At 66.8% G+C, this 19,061-nt stretch carries 18 protein-coding genes; 12 read left to right on the top strand and 6 right to left on the bottom strand.

The features are described 5' to 3' along the window. The first annotated feature begins 76 nt into the window (after nt 1–76). The 5 genes from ACZ9CK_RS00670 to ACZ9CK_RS00650 are packed head-to-tail and all read left to right on the top strand — an operon-like array spanning nt 77 to nt 5,991. Complete coding sequence (locus tag ACZ9CK_RS00670) at nt 77–865, top strand: DeoR/GlpR family DNA-binding transcription regulator (RefSeq protein WP_476048941.1); 789 nt, start codon at nt 77–79, stop codon at nt 863–865. Further along, nucleotides 862–1,845 (top strand): 1-phosphofructokinase family hexose kinase, encoded by a 984-nt coding sequence (locus tag ACZ9CK_RS00665; RefSeq protein ID WP_476048940.1) that lies wholly within the window; start codon nt 862–864, stop codon nt 1,843–1,845. Before ACZ9CK_RS00670 ends, ACZ9CK_RS00665 begins: the two co-directional genes overlap by 4 nt. Nucleotides 1,846–1,847: 2 nt before the next feature. Beyond that, nucleotides 1,848–3,935: a PTS fructose transporter subunit IIABC gene (locus ACZ9CK_RS00660; protein ID WP_426301718.1), complete on the top strand. Its 2,088-nt coding sequence runs from the start codon at nt 1,848–1,850 to the stop codon at nt 3,933–3,935. A gap of 34 nt (nt 3,936–3,969) precedes the next feature. Next, complete coding sequence (gene ptsP / locus ACZ9CK_RS00655) at nt 3,970–5,682, top strand: phosphoenolpyruvate--protein phosphotransferase (protein ID WP_426301716.1); 1,713 nt, start codon at nt 3,970–3,972, stop codon at nt 5,680–5,682. A 30-nt stretch (nt 5,683–5,712) separates the two neighbouring features. Continuing rightward, nucleotides 5,713–5,991 carry an HPr family phosphocarrier protein gene (locus ACZ9CK_RS00650; protein WP_426301714.1) on the top strand — a complete coding sequence of 93 codons (279 nt, stop codon included), beginning with the start codon at nt 5,713–5,715 and terminating at the stop codon, nt 5,989–5,991. 82 nt (nt 5,992–6,073) lie between these two features. On the opposite strand, the gene ACZ9CK_RS00645 is transcribed toward ACZ9CK_RS00650, so the two are convergent. Continuing rightward, a complete protein-coding gene (locus tag ACZ9CK_RS00645; protein WP_426301712.1) occupies nt 6,074–6,553 on the bottom strand; it encodes a Dps family protein in 480 nt (159 codons plus the stop codon). Nucleotides 6,554–6,751: 198 nt separating this feature from the next. Here ACZ9CK_RS00645 and ACZ9CK_RS00640 point away from each other — a divergent pair, with 198 nt between their 5' ends. From ACZ9CK_RS00640 to ACZ9CK_RS00630, 3 genes are all read left to right on the top strand, one after another. Then, entirely contained in the window at nt 6,752–7,192 is a 441-nt protein-coding gene (locus ACZ9CK_RS00640; RefSeq protein WP_426301710.1) for a hypothetical protein, read from the top strand. Nucleotides 7,193–7,670: 478 nt separating this feature from the next. After that, the gene (locus ACZ9CK_RS00635) at nt 7,671–8,177 is read left to right on the top strand and encodes a DUF6328 family protein (protein WP_476048939.1); all 507 of its coding nucleotides are present in this window, start codon (nt 7,671–7,673) and stop codon (nt 8,175–8,177) included. An 8-nt stretch (nt 8,178–8,185) separates the two neighbouring features. After that, the gene (locus ACZ9CK_RS00630) at nt 8,186–8,848 is read left to right on the top strand and encodes a DUF6766 family protein (RefSeq protein WP_426301704.1); all 663 of its coding nucleotides are present in this window, start codon (nt 8,186–8,188) and stop codon (nt 8,846–8,848) included. A 13-nt stretch (nt 8,849–8,861) separates the two neighbouring features. Here the strand turns inward: ACZ9CK_RS00630 and ku are convergent, their stop codons facing one another. Further along, nucleotides 8,862–9,770: a non-homologous end joining protein Ku gene (gene ku / locus ACZ9CK_RS00625; protein WP_476048938.1), complete on the bottom strand. Its 909-nt coding sequence runs from the start codon at nt 9,768–9,770 to the stop codon at nt 8,862–8,864. 38 nt (nt 9,771–9,808) lie between these two features. On the opposite strand from ku, the gene ACZ9CK_RS00620 reads away from it, so the two are divergent. After that, nucleotides 9,809–12,331, top strand: a complete 2,523-nt coding sequence (locus ACZ9CK_RS00620) for an ATP-dependent DNA ligase (protein WP_476048937.1) — start codon at nt 9,809–9,811, stop codon at nt 12,329–12,331. 79 nt (nt 12,332–12,410) lie between these two features. Here the strand turns inward: ACZ9CK_RS00620 and ACZ9CK_RS00615 are convergent, their stop codons facing one another. Together ACZ9CK_RS00615 and ACZ9CK_RS00610 are read right to left on the bottom strand one after the other, a co-directional pair. Then, nucleotides 12,411–12,671 (bottom strand): hypothetical protein, encoded by a 261-nt coding sequence (locus ACZ9CK_RS00615; RefSeq protein WP_476048936.1) that lies wholly within the window; start codon nt 12,669–12,671, stop codon nt 12,411–12,413. A gap of 61 nt (nt 12,672–12,732) precedes the next feature. Beyond that, entirely contained in the window at nt 12,733–12,942 is a 210-nt protein-coding gene (locus tag ACZ9CK_RS00610; RefSeq protein ID WP_426301696.1) for a hypothetical protein, read from the bottom strand. Nucleotides 12,943–13,413: 471 nt separating this feature from the next. Between ACZ9CK_RS00610 and ACZ9CK_RS00605 the strand changes: the two genes are divergently transcribed. The 3 genes from ACZ9CK_RS00605 to ACZ9CK_RS00595 all read left to right on the top strand — a co-directional run bounded on the left by ACZ9CK_RS00605 (nt 13,414) and on the right by ACZ9CK_RS00595 (nt 16,535). Then, on the top strand, nt 13,414–14,205 hold the full coding sequence (locus tag ACZ9CK_RS00605) for a putative protein N(5)-glutamine methyltransferase (protein WP_476048935.1): 792 nt from the start codon (nt 13,414–13,416) through the stop codon (nt 14,203–14,205). Between the two features lie 234 nt (nt 14,206–14,439). After that, nucleotides 14,440–16,050, top strand: coding sequence for an MFS transporter (locus tag ACZ9CK_RS00600; RefSeq protein WP_476048934.1), 1,611 nt, complete (start codon nt 14,440–14,442; stop codon nt 16,048–16,050). Between the two features lie 71 nt (nt 16,051–16,121). Further along, nucleotides 16,122–16,535 carry a VOC family protein gene (locus tag ACZ9CK_RS00595; RefSeq protein WP_426301690.1) on the top strand — a complete coding sequence of 138 codons (414 nt, stop codon included), beginning with the start codon at nt 16,122–16,124 and terminating at the stop codon, nt 16,533–16,535. A 74-nt stretch (nt 16,536–16,609) separates the two neighbouring features. Here ACZ9CK_RS00595 and ACZ9CK_RS00590 read toward each other — a convergent pair whose 3' ends face one another. Together ACZ9CK_RS00590 and ACZ9CK_RS00585 are read right to left on the bottom strand one after the other, a co-directional pair. Beyond that, a complete protein-coding gene (locus tag ACZ9CK_RS00590) occupies nt 16,610–18,400 on the bottom strand; it encodes an alpha/beta fold hydrolase (RefSeq protein ID WP_476048933.1) in 1,791 nt (596 codons plus the stop codon). Further along, nucleotides 18,397–18,996, bottom strand: coding sequence for a TetR/AcrR family transcriptional regulator (locus tag ACZ9CK_RS00585; RefSeq protein WP_476048932.1), 600 nt, complete (start codon nt 18,994–18,996; stop codon nt 18,397–18,399). The genes ACZ9CK_RS00590 and ACZ9CK_RS00585 overlap by 4 nt, the downstream gene beginning before the upstream one ends. Nucleotides 18,997–19,061 lie beyond the last annotated feature (65 nt).

The following is a 19,061-nucleotide window of genomic DNA, read 5'->3' as shown; positions in this document are numbered from 1 at the left end:
AAGATAGAGTCAAGCAATTCCACATCATGTGATGGTGGTCACCAACCGGATTCTGCTAGTACGCAATGGAGGGTATGTGTTCGCTGAAGAGCGCCAGCAGCTGATCTCCGGGCTCGTTGCCGAACTGGGCCGGGTCAGCGTGACCGACCTCGCGGAACGTTTCAGCATCACCACCGAAACCGTCCGCCGGGACCTCGCCGCCCTTGAATCCGCCGGCAGCCTTCGCCGCGTCCACGGCGGCGCCGTCCCCTCGGACCGTTTGAGCACCCGCGAGGAAAGCGTGGGCGAACGGGCCATCCAGCGCCAGCCGGAGAAGCTCCGCATCGCCCAGGCCGCCCTGGCCCTGATCCCCGAGGATTCCGCCGGAAGCATCCTCCTGGACGCAGGTTCCACCACCGAAACCCTCGCGGGCCTGCTCGCCTCCCAGCGCAGCAACGGCGGCGACGGGGAACTGGTGGTCATCACGCACGCCATCCCGATCGCCGCACGGCTTTCCGGCAACCCGGGCATCGCACTGCAGATCCTCGGTGGCCGCGTCCGCGGACTCACCCAGGCCGCCGTCGGGCAGTCCACGGTCGATTCCGCCTCCCGGCTCCGGCCGGACATCGCCTTCGTGGGCGCCAACGGCATCCACGCAACGTTCGGGTTCAGCACTCCGGATCCCGAAGAAGCCGCCGTCAAGGCCGCCTTCGTCACCTCCGCACGCCGCGTCGTCGTCGTGGCGGACTCTTCCAAGCTGGACGCGGAAACCCTCGTCCAATTCGCCGCCCTGAAAGATGTAGACACCGTGATTACTGACCGCGAACCCTCTGAAGAGCTCTCGGCCGCCCTGGCCGAAGCCGGTGTGGATGTCGTGCTCGCATGATCGTCACACTGACTGCCAACCCCAGCCTCGACCGCACGGTCGAGCTCCCCGCCGCCCTGGCCCGCGGCGAAGTGCAGCGCGCCGTCGCCGTCCACCAGCATTCGGGCGGCAAGGGCGTCAACGTCTCCCGCGCCCTGGTGGCTTCCGGCCTGGACACCGTGGCCGTCCTGCCGGGCGGCGAATCCGACCCCGTACTCAGCGGCCTGCGCGAGGACAAGGTGCCGTTCGCGGCCCTGCCGATCGCCGAGCCGCTGCGCAGCAACGTAACCCTCACCGAGCCGGACGGTGTCACCACCAAGATCAACGAACCCGGCCCGGAGCTGAGCGCGGAACAGCAGGAAGCCCTGATCGGGCTGCTGCTGGAGCGTTCGCAGGGCGCCAGCTGGGTGGTCCTGGCCGGCTCCCTCCCCCCGGGAGTTCCGGCGGACTTCTACGCCACGGTGGCTGCCCGCCTCCGTAGCGCGGACGACGGCGGAGCCCCCTTGATCGCGATCGATTCCTCCGGCACCCCGCTGGCGGCGGCGATCAGCGGACGCGGTGACGGCAAGCCGGACCTGCTGAAACCGAACGCGGAAGAACTGGCCGAACTGGCCGCCGCGGCAGGCTTCACTGACCACCACACCGCCGAGGAACTGGAAGCGGATCCGGGCCTTGCCGCCCGGGCCGCAGCCGCCGTCGTCGGCTCCGGTGTGGGAACCGTCCTTGCAACACTCGGTTCCAAGGGCGCCGTCCTGGTAACCGCCGACGGCGCGTGGCTGGCCACGCACCCGCCGATCCGGGCCGTCAGCACCGTAGGTGCCGGCGATTCCTCCCTTGCCGGCTACCTGCTGGCCGCCACCCAAGGCGGCACCCCGCAGGACTGCCTCCGTCAGGCTGTGGCACACGGTGCCGCCGCTGCTTCGCTGCCGGGCTCCACTGTCCCGGCAGTCCACCAAACAACTCCCGACGCCGTAACCATCACGGCCCTTTCGAAGGACTAACAGTGACAGAGCTCATCAACCCCCAATTGGTCGCCCTCGACCAGAATCTCGGCGAGGCTCCCGCCGACGTCATCCGTTTCCTGGCAGGCAAAGTGACCGACGCCGGTCGCGCCACCGAGGTGGAAGGCCTGTTCGCCGATGCCTTCGCCCGCGAGTCCAAGACCGCCACCGGCGTGCCCGGCGGCATCGCGATCCCGCACTGCCGCTCCGCGGCCGTGACGGTGCCGTCGCTGGCCATGGCCCGCCTGTCGCAGAAGGTGGACTTCGGTGCCAAGGACGGCCCCGCCGACCTCATCTTCTTCATCGCAGCCCCCGACGGCGCCGACCAGGAGCACCTGAAACTGCTCTCCAAGCTGGCCCGTTCGCTGATCAAGAAGGACTTCACCGCAGCCCTGCGTGCGGCTTCCACCCCCCAGGAAATCGTGGAACTGGTGGAGGGCGCCCTCGCCGACAAGCCTGCCGCCCACGTTGCCGAAGCAGTGACGGCGCCCGTCGCCGCCGCCGTAGGCGCGGAATCCGCCGGCTTCGCAGCGCCCGGCGCGGCCCCGGCCCCGATCGGCGGCGCTGGAAGCCCGGCCGGCCCGAGGCGCATTGTGGCCGTCACCGCCTGCCCCACCGGCATCGCCCACACCTACATGGCTGCCGACTCGCTGGTGGCCGCAGCCAAGGAAATCGGCGTGGACCTGCAGGTTGAGACCCAGGGATCCTCCGGCGCCAAGCCGCTGGACCCGGCGGTGATCGCAGCGGCAGACGCCGTGATCTTCGCCGTCGACGTCGACGTCCGCGGCAAGGAGCGCTTCGCCGGCAAGCCGGTCATCAACGCTCCTGTCAAGCGCGGCATCGACGAGCCGGAGAAGATGGTGTACGAAGCCCTCGCCGCCATCGAGGACCCCCGCGCCCACCGCGTTCCGCACGCCGGTGCCGAGGACGAGGCTGAGCGTCAGGCCGAAGAAAAGGGCGAGCACATCGGCCAGAAGCTGAAGAAGGCACTCCTCACCGGCGTCTCGTACATGATCCCGTTCGTGGCCGGCGGCGGCCTGCTGATCGCCCTTGGCTTCCTCCTGGGCGGCTACGACATCACCGGCTTCGCCGACAAGATGCTCGCCCAGAACAACCTCTTCAACCTGCCCACCGAATACCCGGCCCTCGCCTGGGGACCGCTGGGTGCCTACCTTGGCGCGGTGCTGTTCAAGATCGGCGCTTTGTCCCTCGGCTTCCTGGTCCCGGCCCTGGCCGGCTACATCGCCTACGCCATCGCGGACCGGCCCGGCATTGCCCCCGGCTTCGTGGCGGGTGCAGTCTCCGGCTTCATGGGTGCCGGCTTCCTTGGCGGCATCGTCGGCGGCCTGCTGGCCGGCTACATCGCCCACCAGCTCGGCAAGCTCAACGTGGCCCGCTGGCTGCGAGGCCTGATGCCCGTGGTCATCATCCCGCTGCTGGCTTCCCTCGTGGCCTCCGGCCTGATGTTCCTGGTCCTCGGCGGACCGATCGCCCAGCTAACCAAGGCCCTGAATGACGGCCTCTCGGGACTGACCGGCGCCGGTGCCATCCTGCTCGGTATCATCCTCGGCCTCATGATGTGCTTCGACCTCGGCGGCCCGGTCAACAAGGTGGCCTACTCCTTCGCCGTCGCCGGCCTGGGTACCGCTTCGGTCACCAACCAGGCCCCGTGGCAGATCATGGCCGCTGTCATGGCTGCCGGCATGGTTCCGCCGCTCGCCATGGCTCTTGCCTCCACCGTCCTGGACAAGAAGGGCTTCTCCTTGGCCGAGCGTGAAAACGGCAAGGCAGCCTGGCTGCTTGGACTGTCCTTCATCTCCGAAGGCGCCATCCCCTTCGCGGCAGCCGACCCGCTGCGCGTCATCCCCGCCAGCATGGTGGGCGGTGCCGTGACCGGTGCCCTGTCCATGGCCTTCGCGGTGGGTTCGAAGGCTCCCCACGGCGGCGTCTTCGTAGGTTTCGCTATCGACAACTTCCTCCTGTTCCTGCTGTCGATTGCCGTCGGCGTCGTTGTCACAGCGCTCCTGCTCATCGCGCTCAAGCGCTGGGCAGTGAAGAAGACCGTTGATACTGTTGCGGCAGCAGCCTGACAACGCCGTTAGAAAGCAACTAGAGGACTAATCCATGCAGACCTTTTCAGGTGTTGGTGTCGCTCCGGGCCGGGTTTTGGGCCCCGTGCGGCAGATGCCCAAACCGGTGCAGGAACCCCACGCGAACGTGAACATCCCCGGGGATGTCACTGTCGAATCGCAGGCGGCCCGGGTGAAGGACGCGGCCAAGGCCGTCCAGTCCGAGCTCCGTGCCCGTGCAGCGACTGCGTCGGGCGAAGGCAAGGAGGTCCTTGAGGCCACGGCGTTGATGGCAGCGGATCCGATGCTGATCAAGTCCGCGGTCAAGCTGCTCAAGCCCGAAACCCCCGGCGGCGCGCGTACTGCAGAGCGCGCCGTCTGGGAGGCCGCCGCCACAGTGGCCGACACCCTGAAAAGCCTCGGCGGGTACATGGCCGAACGCGTCGCCGACGTCCTGGATGTCCGGGCCCGGATCGTCTCGGAGCTGCGGGGCCTGCCGGCCCCGGGCATCCCGGCCTCCGCGGAACCCTTCATCCTGGCTGCCGAAGACCTCGCCCCGGCCGACACGGCCACCCTGGACCCGAGCAAGGTCATCGCCCTCATCACCTCCGGCGGCGGGCCGCAGTCGCACACCGCGATCCTGGCCCGCGCCCTGGGCCTGCCCGCCGTCGTCGCCGCCACCGGCGTGGACGGGATCGCCGACAACACCGAGGTGTATGTGGACGGCGCCGCCGGCACCATCACGGTGGAACCCGGCGAAGACCTCCGGATCGCAGCGAAGGCCTGGGCCACCCAGGCGTCCACCCTGGCCGCGTTCACCGGTGACAACGCCCTCGCCGACGGCTATCGTGTCCCGCTCCTGGCGAACGTGGGCACCGGTGCCGACGCCGTCAAGGCCGCCGCTGCCGGTGCCGAGGGCGTCGGCCTGCTCCGCACCGAGTTCTGCTTCCTGGACCGCGACACCGAACCCACCATCGAGGAACAAATCCAGGCCTACGGTGCCGTGTTCGCCGCCTTCCCCGGGAAGAAAGTCGTGGTCCGCACCCTGGACGCCGGTGCAGACAAACCCCTGCCCTTCCTCACCAACGCCGAAGAACCCAACCCTGCCCTGGGCGTACGCGGCTACCGTACCGACCTCACCAGCCCCGGGGTGCTGGGGCGCCAGCTGCAGGCCATCGCCGCCGCAGAAGCAGCCCACGAGGCCGAGGTCTGGGTCATGGCCCCCATGATCTCCACCGCGGACGAGGCCGCACACTTCGCATCGCTGTGCGCCGATGCCGGGCTGAAAACCCCCGGCGTCATGGTCGAAGTGCCCTCCGCAGCGCTGACCGCGAATGCCGTGCTCCGCGAAGTCTCCTTCGCGTCGCTGGGCACCAATGACCTCACCCAATACGCGATGGCCGCCGACCGCCAGCTCGGTCCCCTCGCCACCCTGAACGACCCTTGGCAGCCTGCCGTCCTGAACCTGGTCAAGCTCACCGCCGACGGCGCCGCCACCGCCGCGGCCGCCAGCGGCCACGCGAAACCCGTCGGCGTCTGCGGAGAGGCAGCGGCCGACCCCGCCCTGGCAGTTGTGCTTGTCGGACTCGGTGTCACCACCCTCTCCATGTCGCCCCGGGCCTTGGCCGGCGTCGCCGCGGTCCTGAAAACTGTCACGCTCAGCCAGGCCCAACACCTGGCCCACACCGCCCTCGCCGCACCCAGCGCGGCCGCCGCCCGCCACACCGTCCGCGAACACCTGCCCGTCCTGAACGACCTCGGCCTCTAACAGCCACCGAACCAGCAAGGAGAACACACTATGCCTGAACGTACCGCCACTATCGCCAGCCGCGTCGGCCTGCACGCCCGCCCCGCCGCGATCTTCGCCGAAGCCGCCGGCGAACTCGACCTCGAGGTCACCATCGCCCGCCAGGGCGAACCCGCCGACGAAGCCATGGACGCCGCCTCCATCCTCTCCCTCATGAGCCTCGGCGCAGCCCAGGGCGACGTGGTGGTCCTGCGCGCCGAAGGCACCGGGGCCGACGAAGCCCTCGACAAGCTCGTCAAGATCCTCGAAACGGACCACGACGCCGAATAGGGCCCCACCGTTCTAAGCAAAAGAGCGTGCCTTCCCCGCGGGGAAGGCACGCTCTTTGTGTTTCGCTGGAAGGGTCTCCTGATCAGTCCTGCGCCGGCTCCGCCACCGCGGCACCCGCCGTCATGGTCTCTGCGCTGATCATCCACGCGAGTTGCTCAAGCCGGGAGATGACCGCGTGCAGCAGGTCCGCCGTCGTCGGGTCTTCCTCGTCCACCTGGTCATGGACATCGCGCATGGTCTGTACGGTCCGCTCGACCCGTGCGGTGATCAGCTTGACGGCGTCCTTGGTTGCGGTGAGCCCTTCGGGGAAGGGCTCCAGCCTTGTCCCTTTCGCAACGGTGGCGCTGCGGCCGTCCGGCAGGGCGTGCAGGGCCCTCATCCGTTCGGCTGTTTCGTCGGCGAAGGCCCGGGTGGCCGCGACGAGTTCATCCAGTTGCAAGTGCAGGTCCCTGAAGTTGGGGCCCACGATGTTCCAGTGCGCCTGCTTCCCCTGGAGTTGGAGTTCGATCAGATCCGTCAGGACCATCTGCAGGTTTGTTGCCAGGGTTTGCGATGCCTTCATGTCTTCCTCTCAAGATGCTGATCCAGTGCCAAGCCAGCAAGTGCGCGGGATCCACGGTGCGGGCCACTTGCCAGCTTACGTCCCCGACTCTGGTTTAGTAAGCATGCTTACTAGTAATATGTTGGCATCTGGGCCAGCCCGCAGGTGCGTTTTCGAAGCGGCGCTGAGAAGGTTCGGACAACCGAAAGGAACCGGTCAATGTCGACGATTTCCCATCCCGCGTCTCCCAACGAGGCGCCGCAACCGAACGCGGAGCCCATCTGGTGCGGGAACTGCAACACCACCGACCACCTCATCCTGGACAGCATCGAACCCCTCAAACCTCCCGTCGACGGGCTTGTCGACATCGCCTACATCTGCGTGGAATGCGACACCTTCTACGCGCACACAGCCATCTTCCTGGAGGCAGCCGCCATCCTCAACGAACGCGGAAACACTATCGGCGTCCTGCAATTCGGCGGCGAATACGTCCACTGCGGACGGCCGATGCAACTGGCCGGCTCCGCCCACCGAAGCCTGCACGCCCCGATCCTCACCGACGATCCGGGGCCAGACCCGGCCGCGGACCTGCTCGATGTCTACTTGAAGACCAAGGTGCTCCAGTGCAGCTGCGGATTCCGGATGGAGCTGCCCGCCTAGCCGCGCTCCGGCCCCGGCTGCGGCTCAGGCGGCGCCGCGTCCGGATCGCCGGGCACCGGGAAAGTATCCGGGCCCGGGGGCGCGGGGAACGGCCCCGGATCGGGCGGCAGCGGCGGCTCGCCCGGCGGCATAGGCGGCTCGAAGGGCGGCGGCTGGGTATCGGGATCCGGCGGCAAGGGCTCCGGCGGGAACGGCGACGGCGGCCCGAACGGCGACGGCGGGTCCCCGGCGTCGGGCGGTATGGCAGGCGGGCCCACGCCCCCGGGAAGCTGCCCGTCGGGTTGGACCGGCGAAGGGAAAGTGCTGCTCATCGCTTCCTCCAATTTGAGTTGGCGTTTATCTCCAGCACTCCCGACGCTAACGGCCGGTCGGCGCGGAGTCCAGCCTCGTGGGAAAAATACTCAGCAGGCTTAGCTTCCCATTGAATTCCGCGCCGTCACCCCATAGCGTGAACCCCAGGCGCAGCGGAGGTTGCCACATGGACGAAACATGGATTCCGGAAGATGACGACCGCGGCGAGTCTCCGAACCAGAAACTCGACCGCAACTGGATGGAACTCCTCCAGGAACTCAGGGTGCTCCAAACAGGCGTCCAGATCCTGGCAGGCTTTCTGCTGACGCTGCCGTTCCAGGCGAAATTCGAAACCCTGGATTCCTTCCAGGTGGGCCTGTACTTGTTCAACGTGATGGTGGCGGCACTCACCACGGCGCTGATCCTCCTGCCGGTGAGCGTGCACCGGCGGCTGTTCCGGAAGCGGCTCAAATCCGTGCTCGTCGCCAGTGCCGACTTCATGGCCAAGAGCGCCCTGTGCGGGGTGGCGGTGCTGATCGTGGGCACCGCGCTGTTGGTGTTCGACGTCGTTGCCGGCCGGGGTGCCGCGCTGATCGCAGGCGGGGCAATAGTTTTGGTGCTTCTGGTCCTGCTGCTCGCCGTGCCGTTGTGGCTCAGCTACCGCTCGCGGCGCCCGCCCGGACCCGGCCTTTAGGAGAAGACATGCCCCGATGGTTGAAGAACAACGGACTGCTTCTGGTCAACGCCGGACTATTTGTCGTCTTCCTTGGCGGCATGGTGGTCTCCGGCGCATCCGCTTACAACGACGACCAGCTGACGCATGGCCAGCAGCCGGTAAGCATCTTCGGCTATCTGCAGACCGGGCAGTTCGTAGAGGCCGTTTTTGAAAACTGGGAATCCGAATTCCTGCAGATGGCCATGTACGTGGTGCTGACGATCTTCCTTTTCCAGAAGGGCTCATCGGAGTCCAAGCCGATCGGCAAAAAGGCGGCACAGGATGAAGACCCGCGCAAGGCGGAAATCAACCCGAACACGCCGTGGCCGGTCCGTAAGGGCGGCTGGATCCTGGTTGTCTACGAGCACTCCTTGTCCAGCCTGCTGGTGATCCTGTTCATCGGCTCGATCCTCATGCACGCCACGGGCGGAGCGGCGGCCTACAGCGAGGAACAACTGGCCCACGGGATGCCGGCGGTCTCCACCTGGGAATTCATGGCAACCAGCCAGTTCTGGTTTGAGTCTTTCCAGAACTGGCAAAGTGAATTCCTGGCGGTCGCTGTTCTTGTAGGCGCCTCAGTCTTCCTGCGCGAGCGTGGTTCGCCCGAGTCGAAGCCGGTGGCCGAACCGCACCACGAGACCGGGGCGTGAGGTGCGTGGAGGCTCAGGCCTTCTTGGCGCGGGCCCGTTGCTTGGCGGGCGCCTTCTCTTCCGCGGTGGCTTCCTTCGACTTCGCCCTGCCGGCAGTCTTCGGCGCACCGGCAGACTTGGAACCAGCGGCAGCACCGCCGCGCTTCTTGTCCAGGCTGCGTTTCAGCGCCTCCATGAGGTCGATGACTTCGCCGCCTTCGCCTTCGGCGGCCTGCACGCCGAAGGTCTCTTCGGTGTCCAGCGAATCGCCGCGTTCAAGTTTCGCCTCGATGAGTTGGCGGAGCTGCACCTGGTAGTCGTCCGTGTACGCCTCGGGGTCGAAGTCGCGGGCCATGGAATCGACCAGCGCCGAGGACATCTCCAGTTCCTTGTCCGAGATCCTGATGTCCGAATCCAGCGCCGGGAAGTCGGCCTCCCGGACCTCGTCGTCCCAGAGCAGCGACTGCAGCATCAGCACGTCGCCGCGCACCCGCAGGGCGCCCAGCCGGGTCTTCTGGCGCAGGGCGTACTGGACGATCGCCACCCGTTCGGTGTCCTGCAGGGTGCGCAGGAGCAGCATGTAGGCCTTGGGCGATTTGGAGTCCGGCTCCAGGTAGTAGGGCCGCTCGTACATGATGGGGTCCAACTGCTCGGCCGGAACGAATTCCACCACCTCAATGTCGCGGCTGTTCTCCTCCGGAAGGGACTTCAGGTCCGCGGCAGTGAGGACCACGGTGCGGCCTTCCTCTTCGAAGGCCTTGTCGATATCCTCATAAGCCACAACTTCGCCGCAGACTTCGCACTTGCGCTGGTAGCGGATGCGTCCCCCGTCCTTGTTGTGGACCTGGTGGAGGCTGACATCGTGGTCTTCGGTGGCGCTGTACAGCTTGACCGGAACGTTGACCAGCCCGAACGCGATAGAACCCTTCCAAATGGCCCTCATGCACTAAGTGAACATCACATCAAGGCGGAGGTGAAGAGATGGCAGAGCGTCAGAAGGAGCGCGTGAACGTCGAGGGACGCGAACTGACGCTGACCAACCTGGGCAAGATCATCTACCCGGAGACCGGCACCACCAAGGCCGAAGTGCTCGAGTACTACGCCGCCGTCGCGCCGTTCCTGATCCCGGCGGCCGCCAACAGGCCGGCAACCCGCAAGCGCTGGGTGAACGGCGTGGGGACCGCGGAGAAGCCGGGCCAGATGTTCTTCCAGAAGAACCTGGATGCTTCCACCCCGTCGTGGGTTCCGCGGGTGACCATCCAACACAGCGACCACACCAACGACTACCCCCTGGTGAACAACCTGGCCACCCTCACCTGGCTGGCGCAGATCGCCGCGCTGGAAATCCACGTGCCCCAGTGGCAGGTGGACGCCGAGGGGACCATGCTCAATCCGGACCGCCTCGTCCTGGACCTCGATCCCGGGCCCGGCACCGGCCTGCACGAATGTGTGGAGGTGGCCAAACTCGCACGCGCCATCCTGAAGGACGTCGGCATGGACCCGGTTCCGGTGACCAGCGGCAGCAAAGGCATCCACCTCTACGCAGGGCTGGATGGCACGCAGAAATGGGAGCAGGTTTCGGCCTTCGCGCATGAATTGGCCCGTTCCCTCGAATCCGACCACCCGGACCTCGTAGTGAGCGACATGAAGAAGACCCTGCGCGGCGGCAAGGTCCTGGTGGACTGGAGCCAGAACAGCGGGAATAAGACAACGATTGTGCCGTACTCCCTGCGCGGACGACCGCACCCCATGGTGGCGGCGCCACGCACCTGGCGGGAGCTTTCCTCCCCCAAGCTCGAGCACCTGGATTTCACGGCCGTGATGAAACGTGTGAAGGACGGCAAGGACCCCTTCGCCGCTGTGGCGGCGGGGCCTTCCGGGCATCCGCCCGCGCACCTTGGCGGGGACGGTCCGGGCGGGGAGGACGACGACGGCGGCGCGGCAGGCGTGCACCCGCGGCTCACCGACTATGTGCGGAAGCGCGATCCGGGCCGGACCCCCGAACCCTTCCCCGCCGTCGGGCAGCCCGCCGGGAAGCAGGCGGACGCGGAGGAGAACCCGGCTGGCGGGATCTTCGTGATCCAGGAACACCACGCCCGGGCCTTCCACCTGGATTTCCGACTGGAGCACCACGGCGTGCTGGTTTCCTGGGCGCTACCGCGCGGCGTGCCCGAAACCCCCAACAAGAACCACCTGGCCGTGCACACCGAGGACCACCCGCTCGAATACGCGCAGTTCCAGGGGATCATCCCCAAGGGCGAATACGGCGCGGGGACCGTGAGCATCTGGGACAACGGCACGTACGAATGCGAAAAATGGCGCGACGGAAAGGAAGTGATCGCCACCCTCACCGGCCGGCCGGGCGGCGGGCTGCACGGCACTCGGCGCTTCGCGCTCATCCGCACCGGGGAGTCGGATAAGCAGTGGCTCATCCACCTGATGAAGGAACAGCCCGGGCACCACGCGGTTTCCAAGGAAGCGTCTCCGGCGGCAGCCTCCCCCGCCCCGCGCAGCCTCGCCGCACCGCCGGACTACGCACCGATGCTCGCCACGGCGGGAACGGCCGGGGACCTGGCCGGAAGCCGCTGGCTTTTCGAACTGAAATGGGACGGTTTCCGGGTGCTGGTCTCGCGCTCCCACGGGAAGCTCCGGCTCGGCAGCCGCACCGGCAAGGACATGACGGCCACCTATCCGGAACTGAGCGATCCCGCCATCTGGCCCGAATACGACTTCGTGGCGGACGGCGAAATCGTGGCGTTCGGCAAGGACGGACGGCCGAGCTTCGAGCAGATGCAGAAGCGGATGAACCTCACCAAGCCGGGCGATGTGGAACGCGCCCGCGCCGTGGCTCCGGTGCAGCTGATGCTCTTCGACCTGCTGTATGACGACGGCGGCGAACTGGTTTCCCTGCCCCTGGAGGAACGCCGCCAGCGGCTGGAGTCCTTCATGGAGGGACTGCCCAAACCGGGCGGGGCGGGGAAAGGCAGTCCGCTGCATCTGTCGGAGGTCCTGGACCACGACCATGAGGAGATCCTGGCCAGCGCGGCCGAGCTTGGCTTGGAGGGAGTCATGGCCAAGCGCGCCGAGAGCCGCTACCTGCCAGGCCGGCGCAGCCATTCCTGGATCAAGCTCAAGCTTGAACAAAGCCAGGAAGTGGTGCTGGGCGGCTGGCGGCCGGGTGCCGGAGCCCGGCGCGGCACCATCGGGGCACTCCTGGTGGGAATCCCCGACGGCGGCAAGCTGCGGTTCGCGGGCAGGGTCGGCACCGGCTTCAAGGACTGGCAGCTGCGCGACATCCTGAAGCGGGTGAAGGAACTGGAGCGGCCGGAGTCGCCGTTCCTGGACATCCCGGCCGAAGATGCGAGCACCGCGCACTGGGTTTCCCCGGAACTCGTGGGCGAAGTGACGTTCGGGGACTGGACCGGAAGCGGCCGCATGCGGCATCCGGTGTGGCGGGGATGGCGGCCGGACAAGTCGCCCTCGGACGTGCGCCGGCCCAACTAGCTGGCAGTAGTGGTCGTTTTGGGCCCTCAAAACGACATTAACTGCGAGCTAGTTGGGCCGGTCTGTTGCTTGGGTCGGTCTACGAGGAGTGCGGCATCTGCGGACGGCTTGTGCGGTGCACCGCTGTCACAGCAGCGCCCTGGCCCGAACGTCCGTGGCTGGTGCCGCGTTCCTTGGGGTGCCGGCGCTTGCCGTTCCCGTCCGGCCAGGTCTGTCCGCCGGCCGAGGCGAGAGTGGTGGCTACTGCAGCGCGTTCAGGCATCGGAGCCATGTCCATGGCTCCGGCCAAGTGCTGGGCGAGCTCCGGATTGATCTTTTGTGCTGCATGATTATCGGCCATTGTTCTTCCTTTCCACGGTGAAACGAAGGGTTTTCAGGGTACTTCCTGCCGGCGGGACGGGCTACCAGCGGACCTTCTTTTCGGTCTTTGCGAGCTTCCCGCTAGCGTGCGTCGGCTTGTGGCCGCGGCCGGTGCTTTGCCAGCCGGGGCCGGACCCGCCGCGGGACTTCTGTTCCAGCATCGCCTTCTGGGCGTCGCTCAGCTTGGACATGACGCCGCCCTCCTGGGCAGCGCCCTCCTCGGCGGGCTTGTTCGCGGAATCGGCAGTCATACAGTGCTCTCCTTAGCTTCAAATGCCGTCAGAGGTGCCGGAGATGCGGCGTTCAAAGTACCTTTTGCTGCGGAACCTAAGGAACAGGTTGCGGATGCGGGAAAAGGGGAACGACGCGGAGGCATGGCCTCAACAGGCGTGGATTTTTGTTCGGATCAAACGCAGCGGCGCGGGGAGCCCGGGCCGGCCGGTCTACTCAAAAATCAGTGTTCCCATGCCCACTACCCTAGGCAGACTCACCGGCCCTTGTGAACCCCCGACTTTTCCGACCTGCGGCGCCCGTCCGCGTCGGGCATGTCCCAGGCCTGCCGGTGGGCTAGCATTGCAACTCAGACGACCCATGCCGGGTCCCGTATCCAGGAGGTGAGACCCATCAACGCAATGGCAATAAGGGTGCTCCCTCCGCAGTCACTTCCCAGCCGGGCCTAAGCGGGCCGGAGAGCACCCCTCGGTATCCCGAAAGGCTCTCCTATGTCCCCATCCCCCGCGCACCACACCCATTCCAGCCTCACTTTCCGCCTCCGTTCCGCGGGCTGCGTTTTCGCCGAAGAGGAAGCCGAGCTGCTCCTCGCCGAAGCAGGCTCGCCGGCGGAGCTGGAACGGATGACTGAACAGCGCATCGCGGGTTTTCCCCTCGAGCAGGTCCTCGGCTGGGCCGGATTCCGCGGCCTGCGCATCGCCGTTGATCCCGGCGTCTTCGTCCCGCGCCGCCGCACGGAGTACCTCGTCGAGCTGGGTGCGCGGTTCGCCCGGCCCGGCTCCGCCGTCGTCGATCTCTGCTGTGGTACTGGCGCGGTCGGTGCCGCCCTCGCCGCAGAGGTTCCGGGAATCGAGCTGCACGCCGCGGACATCGATCCCGCCGCCGTGCGTTGCGCGCGCCGCAACGTCGAGCCAGCCGGCGGGCAGGTCCACGAGGGCGACCTCTACGCGGCGCTGCCCCCGTCGCTGCGGGACCGGGTGGACGTGTTGCTCGTCAATGCACCCTATGTGCCCACGACGGACATCGGGACCATGCCCCAGGAAGCCCGCCTGCATGAGCCGCTGGTAGCGCTCGACGGCGGATCGGACGGCTTGGTGGTGCAGCGGCGGACCGTTGCGGAGGCTCCGTTGTGGCTGGCGCAGGGAGGCCGGCTGCTGATCGAAACGAGCGTACGGCAGGCGCCGGGGACGGCGGCCCTCTTCGAGGCCGCCGGGCTGCACCCTGAGGTGCTGCACTCCGAGGAACTCGATGCGACGGTGGTGCTCGGATTCCTCCCGGAATGAGCACGCAAAGATCACAATTAGATAACGGTCCATGTCAGGGGCCGGAGATCCGCATGATCACGCGGGTATCCGGGCCATGCGCACCGTTACGAAAGGGCCCAGACTACGCCGGATTCCGCTCCGCGGGCAAGGAAAAAACCCCGGGGAATCCGGCCGGGCCCGTAAAATTGAAACCCTGCCCGGAGCGGGGCAGCTGTACGTCGCAAGCAAATGACCTCCTTAGGAGGGGCCCAAATGCCCACAGACCAAAGCATCACCGACTCTCCGAAAGGCGCCAGGAACGCCACCGGACTTACCGCATCCCCATCCCGCGGTTCCGCAAAATTGAAGTTTCCCGTCCGCCGCCGGCTCAAGGTTTCCGACGTCAACGTCGTGGACCAGCCGATGCTCAAGAAGGCCCTCGGCGGCACCATCGTCGGCAACACCATGGAATGGTATGACGTCGGTGTCTTTGGCTACCTGATCACCACCATGGGTCCGGTGTTCCTTCCCGAAGCCGACCCCTCGGTCCAGACGCTGTTCCTCCTGGGAACGTTCGCCGCCACCTTCGTCGCCCGCCCGCTCGGCGGCGTCGTGTTTGGCTGGCTGGGCGACAAGGTGGGCCGCCAGAAGGTGCTCGCCGCGACCCTGCTGCTCATGGCGGCAAGCACGTTCGCCGTCGGGCTCTTGCCCGGCTACGCGCAGATCGGGATCTGGGCCGCTGCCCTGCTGGTGATCCTGAAGCTCGTCCAGGGCTTCTCCACCGGCGGCGAATACGCTGGCGCCACCACGTTCGTGAGCGAGTACGCGCCGGACAAGCGCCGCGGCTACTTCGCAAGCTTCCTGGACATGGGTTCCTACATCGGCTTCGCCCTCGGCGCCGCCCTGGTGTCGATCCTGCAGCTGACCCTGGGCCAGGCGGCCATGGAGGAATGGGGCTGGCGCCTGCCGTTCCTGATCGCCGGCCCGCTCGGCGCGATCGCCATCTACTTCCGGAACAAGATCGAGGAGTCCCCGCAGTTCCAGGCCGCCCTCGACGCCCAGGAAGCCCACGCCGCGCAGGCCGCTGCCGGCGACGCCGCCGTGGCCAAGGGACCGATCGGGATCATCAAGGCATACTGGCGCCAGATCCTGATCGCCATGATCCTCGCCGCCGCAGCCAACACGGTGGGCTACGCCCTGACTTCCTACATGCCCACGTACCTCACCACGTCCAAGGGCTACGACCCGGTGCACGGCACCCTGCTGACCATCCCCGTGCTGGTCATCATGGCCCTCTGCATTCCGCTCACCGGCAAGCTCTCTGACCGGATCGGCCGCCGACCCGTGCTGTGGATCGGCGCGCTGAGCACCATCCTGTTCTCGGTTCCCGCGTTCCTGCTGATCGGCATCGGCGAGATCTGGTCCACGCTGGCGGGCCTGGCACTCATCGCCTTCCCGGTGACCTTCTATATCGCCAACCTGGCCTCGGCGCTCCCGGCCCTGTTCCCGACGTCGAGCCGTTACGGCGGAATGGGCATTGCCTACAACTTCTCCGTGGCGATCTTCGGCGGAACCACGCCGTTCATCGTGGACGCCCTGATCCAGGGCACGGGCAACGACATGATGCCCGCCTACTACCTCATGGGCACCTCCGTGGTGGGTGCGGTCACCATCTACTTCCTGAAGGAATCGGCCCAGCGTCCTTTGCCTGGCTCCATGCCGAGCGTGGACACCCCGGCCGAGGCCCGCGAACTCGTGGCCACCCAGGACGAGAACCCGCTGATCGACCTGGACGAGCTGCCCTTCGAGGACCTGGTTGATGCGGCAGCTTTCGGCAACGGCCCGCAGCCGGGCGCCCAGAAGGAACCCGTCGCCGTAGCCTAGGGGCGTCCCGGTTCGCCCCGCCACCGGGCGCCTCCTACCAGAAGCATCGGCCATCGCCTTAGACTCGGCAGATGGCCGATGCTTCTGTGGGTTCTTCCGTGGGTTCCCTGCACCATCTGGAAATCTGGGTCCCGCATTTGGAACGCGCCGTGGTCGAATGGGGCTGGCTGCTGGCAGAACTCGGGTACACGCCGTTTCAGCGGTGGGCCAAGGGCTGCAGTTGGAAACTGGGCACCGCCTACATCGTGGTTGAACAGTCCCCGGATCTCACCAGCACCATCCACCGGCGAACCGACGCCGGCATGAACCACGTTGCGTTCCATGCCGGCAGCCGCGAGAACGTGGACCGGCTAAAGGACCTCGCCGTGGACTCGGACTGGTTCGAGCTCTACGCGGACAAGTACCCGCACGCCGGAGGCCCAGAGCACTACGCTGCGTTCCTGATCAACTCTGATGGCTACGAGGTGGAGCTGGTGGCGGAATAGCGGCCACCCCCAAGCCGTCAGGGGCCCAAGCCGTCAGGGGTCTGCGTCAGCGGCTGAAACCTCGGGCGTCCTGCTCACGCGACCGATCCCTTGAGCAGATCGACGAGAGCCTCGCTATGGGTCAGTTGCGGATGGTGCCCGGCACCCGGCACCGAGATCAGCTCAACGTTCGGAAGTGACTCGAGCTGCTCAACCGCGCCCGGGGCGATGGGATCGTCGCTTCCCGTGATGATGCGGACCGGACCACTGAATCGCCCAAGCGCTTCCTGGAGTTCGGCACGCCACTGCTTCGATCCCGCAAGGGCGAGTTGCGCGGCCACCCTCTTGGCGCTGCTTCGCTTGAGGTCACTGAGACTGGACTCGAGAGCAGCCGCGCTCGCTTCCGATCCGGTCAGTTGGTGTGACAGTCGTGCCGGGTCGGTGTGTCGCAAGTAGGTGCTTACGAGCGGCCGCAGGCTGGCCAAGGCACCCATCGGGGCTTGGAGGAAGAACGGCGCGATGAGCGTGAGGGACTTGACCTGCGCAGGGAGCCGGTCAGCCGCGGCTACTGCCGCAGCCGCACCGATGGAATGGCCGATGAGGTCAGCAGCTTCCCCACCCAGCACAGCGGGCAGCCACTGTTCCCAGTCCTGAACGCCTGATCCGCCGCTGAGGCCGAGTCCGGGCAGGTCGACGACTCGCGCGCCGATCCCCGACGCCACTTCGGCCCATGTGTCTGCGTTGACTGGCAAGCCGGGAAGGATCACCCGGCTGGATCCGGGTACGCCGAGCTCGAATGTCCTCAGACCGCCGGCGTCGACGAATCGACGGCCGTCAGCCTTGACGGCACCGAAGCGATGCGCGGCCAAATGGTCGGCCCAACGTTCGACGGAAACCAGCACGTCGGGCGTCTGGATCCCGTGCCTCTCGGCCAACTCGACGGCGGACTCTGTCGGATAGCGATCCGCGGACAGGAAGCCGAGGGTCTCCGGATCCGCCTTGGTGAGCCACTGCGGGAGCCGCTTGATTACACCGACCGGAATCCTTAGCCGCGGGACCTTCCCGCCGAGATGCCGGCCGACGTGCGTGAGCAGCTCTGCCAGCGGCGGGGTGGCCTCGTCAAGGACCCAGTAGGCCTTGCCCGCAGCAGCCGGATCGATCGCTGCTGCCGTCATGAAGGCGGCCAGATAGTCGACCGTGACGACGGGGAGGAACGTCCCTTCGTTTCCGGGCAGTGCGGCTGCGGTGCCTTCCCAGATCTGCTCGACGGTGGTGGCCAGCCCGATGTGCTGGTCGGACTCGCCGGTCACGCTGTCACCGATCACGCTGGACGGATTGACGATGGTCCAAGGGACTCCGCGCGCCAGGGCCCGGGCCTGGAAGATGGCGTCGGATTCCACCTTTGACGCTTCGTAGGCGCCAAGTTCCTCGTAGACCGCGGCGCGGTGGTCGTCTGACCACGGAACAGTCGTGGGATCCTGTCCGCCGACGCGGTAGCCCGACACGTGGACGACCCGCTGCAGCTCGGGTAGGTCCGCGGCGAAATCGATCAGCTTCTCGACGATGCCGACGTTCGCGCTGCGTGCCTCCTGGGCGGTCATTCCGAACCGGTAGGACCCGGCGCAGTTGTGGATCTCGGTGATGGACGGGAATGCCGATGGGCCGCCCGTGACGATCTCAGGTGCATCGAAGTCGGCGATCGTCGTGCTGATGCTCCGTGTCAGGCCACGCTCCCTGAGCCATCGCTCGACACGCGCTCCGGACTCGGCGGTCCGGACTGCCGCCGTGACGTTCGCACCAGCCTCGGCAAGGGTCAGGACGAGGTGCCGGCCGACCAGTCCCGAGGCCCCGAAGACCAGGGCGTGACGGGAAGCTGCGCGTGTCATCGTGTCCCCTCAACGGTCTGGCAGCGATGGTTGATGAGCTCCGCCACGACGTCAGCGGCCGCAATCAGGGGTTGGGTGCTCTGCATGGCGCGAGAGACGATGACCGCCCCCTCGATCGTCGACACGACAACAGTTGCCAGAGACCGGGCCTCCTCGGCGTCAACTCCATTGGCCTCGAAGAGCGCGGCCGTCGGGACGATCCACGACTCGAAGGCGGTGGCGCATGCCTGCCGCAGTCGCTCGCTCTCCGCGCCCATCTCCAGGGTGACGACGGAGACCGGGCAACCCAGCCGGAAGTTGCTCCCGCTGACGATGGTCGTCAGGGCCTCAATCGCGGCGCGGGCAGCCTCGGCCGCACCGCCCGCGGAAACTGCGGCGTCTGCAATCAGCGTCTCGAACTGCTTCGCGGCGAGTCCGACTGCTGCGACGCCCAGGCCCTCCTTCCCGTCGGGGAAGTGGAAATAGATCGACCCCTTTGGTGCTGCGGCGTGTTCAATCACAGCATTCAGGCCCGTGCCGCTGTAGCCGCTGGTCTGGATGAGCTCGAGCATGGACTCTGTGAGCCGTGCCTTTGTCAGGTTTCCTTTGGATGCCATGAAGAAAAAGTAGACCAGTCTACATATTTTTGCAAAAGCGGTGAGAAGCCATCAATAGCGTCGTC

It is taken from the genome of Arthrobacter sp. TE26545 (genome assembly GCF_056279005.1).
This window is presented reverse-complemented; position numbering and strand designations above follow the sequence as displayed.

Coding starts and splice junctions, on each gene's coding strand:
- ACZ9CK_RS00590 (WP_476048933.1), bottom strand. CDS start 18,400: ATGACACGCGCAGCTTCCCGTCACGCCCTGGTCTTCGGGGCCTCGGGA.
- ACZ9CK_RS00610 (WP_426301696.1), bottom strand. CDS start 12,942: ATGACTGCCGATTCCGCGAACAAGCCCGCCGAGGAGGGCGCTGCCCAG.
- ACZ9CK_RS00595 (WP_426301690.1), top strand. CDS start 16,122: ATGGCCGATGCTTCTGTGGGTTCTTCCGTGGGTTCCCTGCACCATCTG.
- ACZ9CK_RS00640 (WP_426301710.1), top strand. CDS start 6,752: ATGTCGACGATTTCCCATCCCGCGTCTCCCAACGAGGCGCCGCAACCG.
- ptsP (WP_426301716.1), top strand. CDS start 3,970: ATGCAGACCTTTTCAGGTGTTGGTGTCGCTCCGGGCCGGGTTTTGGGC.
- ACZ9CK_RS00585 (WP_476048932.1), bottom strand. CDS start 18,996: ATGGCATCCAAAGGAAACCTGACAAAGGCACGGCTCACAGAGTCCATG.
- ACZ9CK_RS00665 (WP_476048940.1), top strand. CDS start 862: ATGATCGTCACACTGACTGCCAACCCCAGCCTCGACCGCACGGTCGAG.
- ACZ9CK_RS00620 (WP_476048937.1), top strand. CDS start 9,809: ATGGCAGAGCGTCAGAAGGAGCGCGTGAACGTCGAGGGACGCGAACTG.
- ACZ9CK_RS00645 (WP_426301712.1), bottom strand. CDS start 6,553: ATGAAGGCATCGCAAACCCTGGCAACAAACCTGCAGATGGTCCTGACG.
- ku (WP_476048938.1), bottom strand. CDS start 9,770: ATGAGGGCCATTTGGAAGGGTTCTATCGCGTTCGGGCTGGTCAACGTT.
- ACZ9CK_RS00615 (WP_476048936.1), bottom strand. CDS start 12,671: ATGGCCGATAATCATGCAGCACAAAAGATCAATCCGGAGCTCGCCCAG.
- ACZ9CK_RS00650 (WP_426301714.1), top strand. CDS start 5,713: ATGCCTGAACGTACCGCCACTATCGCCAGCCGCGTCGGCCTGCACGCC.
- ACZ9CK_RS00630 (WP_426301704.1), top strand. CDS start 8,186: ATGCCCCGATGGTTGAAGAACAACGGACTGCTTCTGGTCAACGCCGGA.
- ACZ9CK_RS00600 (WP_476048934.1), top strand. CDS start 14,440: ATGCCCACAGACCAAAGCATCACCGACTCTCCGAAAGGCGCCAGGAAC.
- ACZ9CK_RS00635 (WP_476048939.1), top strand. CDS start 7,671: ATGGACGAAACATGGATTCCGGAAGATGACGACCGCGGCGAGTCTCCG.
- ACZ9CK_RS00605 (WP_476048935.1), top strand. CDS start 13,414: ATGTCCCCATCCCCCGCGCACCACACCCATTCCAGCCTCACTTTCCGC.